Genomic DNA, 5,832 nt, shown 5'->3' with positions numbered 1-5,832 from the left:
TCTACATCTGGGCTGATGGTGTCTACTTCCGCCCACGAATGGCTGAAGAAAAACAATGTGTCCTGGTGTTGATCGGCGCGGATGAATGGGGTCGAAAGGAAATCATCGGCCTTGCTGATGGCTACCGCGAAAGCACCCAAAGTTGGCGAGAACTGCTGCTTGATCTGCAACGACGCGGGCTCACCCACGCGCCTGACCTTGCCATTGGTGACGGTGCTTTGGGGTTCTGGCATGCGCTACGCGAGGTCTTTGGTGCCACGAAAGAACAGCGCTGCTGGTTCCACAAGACCGGCAATGTTCTGAACGCGATGCCGAAGTCCGTTCAGGCCAAAGCCAAAGGTCATCTGCACGATATTTGGCAGGCCGAAACCCGCGTGGATGCCGAGGCGGCCTTCGACTTCTTCGTCACAACCTACGGCGTAAAATACGACAAGGCCGTCGCTAAATTGACCAAAGACCGCGACGTGCTCTTGGCATTCTATGACTTCCCCGCTGAACATTGGAAGCACATCCGCACAACCAATCCCATCGAAAGCACCTTCGCCACGGTGCGGCATCGCACTGGTAAAACCAAGGGGTGCCTCAGCCGTAAAACCGGGCTCGCCATGGCCTTCAAGCTGATGATGTCAGCCCAGACAAAATGGCGCAAACTCGATGGTGCCAACCGCATGCCCGAAATCATCGAAGGGATTGAATTCAAGGACGGGATCAAGCAACTTCAAAGTGCCGCCTGATCACGCCGTCACCAACTTTCGGGCATAGCTCATATGATTGCTTGTCATCGCAGGACCATTTGCAGTCTCTCCAGTCAAACTTCCCATCAGTTGAGTACGACTTGAAGCGGCCCCAGTCGCCACATGACGAATACTTGGTGTAGCTGAAATATCCCATGAGCATCTCCATTTCATGAGAAAGCGTTTGATCAATCTATGGGCGAAATCGTGCGCGCATCGTACTTTGACCTATACTTTCGTCGTTTAAATCCCGTCTTGCGCATAGGCTAACTATCAATTTGGCTCAAGTTAAGTTGATTTTGTGCATTTGTGTGGATCAAGGTGAATCTTAGTTAATTTTACAATTTACACGCGAAAACTCGCCTTAAAGTATTGTTTTTATTTCCACCTATGCGCGAGTGCCCTCGAATCACACACCATGATTCTAGGCGTTTGATCGACCTGGCAGCATGGCGGACGTTAAGTTGAAGAACTCATCTCAGAGCGACCCTTCACTCATGGCCGACACGTTCGAAAGTTGGCAGCAAATTTGTGCAAAGATACATTTTGACATAATTTGGCTTCCCAAAATTTCTGATCACCACAAATGCAGCCAGGAAATTGCCCACGCCCGACCCAAGAGTTTCATCTTTTATCAAGTGAATAACGGGAAATTTGCTGCACGCTCGTGGTGTCACGTGTCAGTTCGCTCGCCCAGACTTATAGTGTGGTCCCCTTTGCGAATGCACGGCAGTCACATGACCGGCAGGACGTCGCAGTTGATACACGGGTTACATATACTAAAGTCATCAAACTGGCCGGATGGATATGTATCGAAAATCAAAAATTTGGCGTACCATGACTTACGTCAATAAGGCGAAAATCAGAACTTAATGATTTAAATTCAGGACCTGTTTCTAGTGTACCGTTCTTCATCGATCGAAACCAAGCGGTCTCAATGTTCGCACTCTCTCGCCGCGACCAAAAGCGGTCGTGTAATCGGCGTGTGCTGTAAGGCCTAGGAACATTGGAAAAGATCTTTAAGACGAAAACACAGGTTCAATTCCACCCTCATTGGTCGGGCAAGATATTGCTGCTTGCAGCTTTGCAGTTGATCGGACTGGGTGTTTTGGTCTTCACGGCGTTCTTGGTGACCGGCCGCACTGATGAAAACAACAAGTTGAAAAGGACCAACGCCGAAAGCGCATGGTTCACGACCCAACTCTCGCTTGATGCTGAGAAATTTAAATCCGCATTGGCAGAAACCGGTCTGGAAACAGACCTGCAAGTTCGCGAAGCTGCATTTGCGAACGCCAAGGAAAAATTCGACATATACTATAGTCGTGTCACAACGACTACTGATCATGAAAACCTGTTGCACATCGCGACACCCAACTTGAAAGACAAGAGCCACGAACAACTTGGTGCGATCAAGGACCACCTGGCCAAGTACACAGAGCTGATCGACAGTATAACGACACCAGACAGCGACCAGCTATTGAACCTGAGCTACGAGTTCAGCAAGATTCAGCCCGTGATTAGAAGCTACTCACTGGATGTGTTTCAAGCAGTAGTGGTGGATTCCGAAGCTAAAGAAAAATACGACAGCGAACTCGTTCGCTACTTCGTTGCCGTTGCGATAAGTATGTTCTTTGTTCTGTCTGTCGCTGCCTATTTATCATTTTTGACTGAAACACGATTGCAGGATGAATTGGCCCTACAATCCAGACTCCGATCTAGCCTTGATAGGGTCGTCAGCGCCAGCAACGACGCGATAATAGTTTGCGACGCCACAGGAACCCCGATCAAAACAAACGAGGCGGCGTCGAAGCTGTTTCAAATTGATGGCCAAAAATGTGACAGCGCTGATCTTACAAGATATCTGCTTATTGATGACGGTGAGGGCGATGACGCCACTTTGGGTTCGGCTCCTGCACCTTCCTTGATGTCTTGGCTATACACGGAGTCAGGGCGGCATTACGGACAGCATAAAAAGGTCCGCACGATCCGAAATGCACACGGTACGCACCTCACGGCCGAAATCATGGTCGCCCAAGACATCGATCATGTCACCGACGATACCGCCTTCATCATCTTCATTCGAGATATCACTCAAATCGTTGGGGCGCAGGCCGCGCTTCGCCGTACCCGCGACGAAGCGATTCAAAATGCAGACGTAAAAACAAGGTTCTTGGCGATGATGGGCCACGAGATGCGCACGCCGCTGCATTGTGCCATTACCGCCATCGAACTTGTCCAACCTGAGACGCTCTCTGCAGAGGCGCGTGAGCTCATCACCATAGCAAAGACCTCGGCCCGTGACGCGCTTCAACATGTCGACGACATTCTTGAACGCACATCAATGCCCAATACTGTGGATTCAAGCGAACAAGCGGACATTATTGATCCGGCCCAAACCGCAAAATCCATACTGCAAGGGCTCGAGGTTTTGGCAGGCGAACACAACACAGCGATAGAGTTCGAATCCTATTTACCCGATGGCTTTGTGTTCAGCACACATCCATTAGCCTTCGACCGAGCCATTCGAAACATCGCCGAAAACGCCGTTAAGTTCACACAGAACGGGACAGTTCGAGTTGGTATTTCAGAGAGGTTCAACGGTGACGGCCAGCACACCGTTGCAGTGTGTATTGAAGATACAGGCATCGGCATTCATCCGGACGATCATGGACGGATTTTTGAAGACTTTGAATCGCTGGATCAAGGATATAGCCGCCAGTCCAGCGGCGTTGGGTTGGGGCTCGGGATTGCCTATCGTGCCGTAATGCAAATGGGCGGCACAATGGACTTGGTCAGCGAGCTCGGTGTTGGCAGCAGATTTACCTTCGAAGTCCCCGTGCTACGCCATTCCGAGGCGCCTCAAGTGTCAACAAGCGACGCTGGCTTCGACCAGATGTATGAAAAGTGTCAGACCTGCACCGCTTTTGATCCCTCCAATGTTTCGATCCTTGTTGTCGAAGATCACGAGTTGAACCGGCGATTGCTCGGCAAGATGCTGGGCAATATTGGGTATACGCCTGACTACGCCAGCGACGGACTTGAAGCCGTCTCCATGGCGGAAAAAAATCAATATGACCTGATATTCATGGATATCAGCATGCCCAAAATGGATGGTGTTCAGGCAACCCGAGCCATACGAACCGGAAATGGCCTGTCAAATTCGGCCCGGATCACTGCGATCACGGCCAATGCGCTTATGGAAGAGCAGATCGGCTTCATGCGCGCCGGGATGGACAGTGTTTTGACAAAACCTGTCACCCAAGGCCAACTGAAGCACGAAGCCTGCATGCTTACGATGAAGCTTCCGTTCATGCTCAACACGGAAGAAATGAACGGTCGACTTGGGGCAGTCACCACCACGTCCGACAAAGAGCCTGCGGCCCCTGTAATTGTTGCAGCCACCGACGATACTCCCGAAGAGCTTTCCAACATCGATATGGCTGTGCTTGAGATGCTGTCAGATTTGATGGATCGCGATGAACTCAGACAGAAGATCGACGCTTTGATAGCAGAAGTCGAAAAAGCCTTGTCCGCGGTGCGTTCAAGCACCCTTCAAGACGACAATTCTGAACTCTCGCAGGAGGTCCATCGGTCCGCCGGCGTCGCTGCGATGATGGGAACGCCCCTTCTTCACCGATACCTTTGTGAACTGGAAGATGCGCTCCGGAACAAAACCGATGTCGATACAGCTTCAGCTCTCTCAAATGCTGAGAAGGCCCTTTCTGACGCCCAAAACGCATTAAAAGTTGCGACACTCGCAGTGGCTTGAAGAATCGCTCCGCGGGCGTTTCCTGCGTCGCCCTCCAGACTGGCATTGCATCTGGCCTGAAACGCATATGGTTCGCCGCCATTTTCGGGGTCAATCGCGGCGACGTCGGCTTCAAGCCCTACCTCTGCTCAAAAGGCCCATACTTTCGTCAAGGGCAACCTAGACTTTTCTACCGCCTCAACGGACCTACGGAAGCACCAGTAATCCGAATGGATGTACCAACTTACGTAATCCAAATGGAAATAACGTTATATCTTCGGCTAATATACATCTGCCCGCATGATGGGCAAATGCTCAAACCTGAGATGGAAACGGTCAATGCCGCTGGATCAGTTGTCGTCTACGCCAGATATATCTGAAGGTCCGTCTTTAGCGAGCGGGCGGGGTCGGCCGCCGTCGACTTTGCTTGGGGCGATCGGCGAGATGAAGGGCACGCTGACGGCCGTGTTTCTGTTCAGCTTCTTCATAAACCTGCTGATGCTGACGGGCCCGCTGTTCATGCTTCAGGTTTATGACCGCGTTCTGGGCAGCCAGTCGCCGGAAACCCTTGTCACCCTGTTTGTGCTTGTCTGCTTCCTGTTTGGCTGCCTTTACATGCTCGACACGGTGCGCGGCATGATCATGGTGCGCTGCGCTGCGCGCTTCCGTCGGCGGATGGAAGATCGCGTTCACATCGTTGGCCGCGAACATGTCAGCCACGGGCAGGACTGGGGCCCCACCACGGCCATGGGGGAACTTGACGGGATCCAGCGGTTGATGGCGTCGCCCGTCACACTGGCCTTGTTCGATCTGCCCTGGATGCCGTTCTATTTTGGGCTCTTGTTCGTCTTTCACCCCATGATGGGCTGGCTTGGCCTTGTCGCAGCGGCCATCATCACGGGCCTTGCCATGATCAAGCGCCTGATCACACGCCGCCCGACCTGGTACGCAAGCAGGGCCAAAGGACGCTGGTCAAAAGCGCTGCAAGCCGCAGAAGATTCTGGCAGTGCGCAGCGCATGCTTGGGCTGGAAGACGGGTTTGACAACCGTTGGCTCAAGTTCCGCGCTACCTCCCTGAGAAATCAGGTGCAAGCCGACGAGCGCGCCTGGATGCTGCTGTGTGCTGCACGAACCTTTCGGATCTTCCTGCAATCCGCGATGCTGGCCGTCGGGGCGCACCTGGTCCTGATCGGCGATCTGACCAGCGGCGCGATGATCGCCGGATCGATCCTGCTGGGCAAAGCGCTCGGGCCGCTCGAAGCGGTTGTGAACAACGTGACCAACCTGCAGACGACCCTCGCCGGCGCCCGCCGCCTGGAACGGAACCTGTCCCGCTCGTCGGCCGATCTG

At 52.8% G+C, this 5,832-nt stretch carries 2 protein-coding genes and 1 pseudogene; all 3 read left to right on the top strand.

The window, feature by feature from the left end:
• Positions 1–734 (top strand): IS256 family transposase (locus E2L05_RS20270; protein WP_133342215.1); only part of this gene is annotated, 734 nt, incomplete at its 5' end.
• A gap of 1,006 nt (positions 735–1,740) precedes the next feature.
• A complete protein-coding gene (locus E2L05_RS20265; RefSeq protein ID WP_165971834.1) occupies positions 1,741–4,503 on the top strand; it encodes a PAS domain-containing sensor histidine kinase in 2,763 nt (920 codons plus the stop codon).
• Between the two features lie 318 nt (positions 4,504–4,821).
• Positions 4,822–5,832, top strand: a pseudogene (locus E2L05_RS20260) (type I secretion system permease/ATPase); the annotation flags it as partial.

The sequence above is a fragment of the Meridianimarinicoccus aquatilis genome (assembly GCF_004358675.1).
GTDB lineage: Bacteria > Pseudomonadota > Alphaproteobacteria > Rhodobacterales > Rhodobacteraceae > Meridianimarinicoccus > Meridianimarinicoccus aquatilis.
Note: the sequence above shows the minus strand (reverse complement) of the source record. Positions and strands in the feature narration are given on the sequence as shown.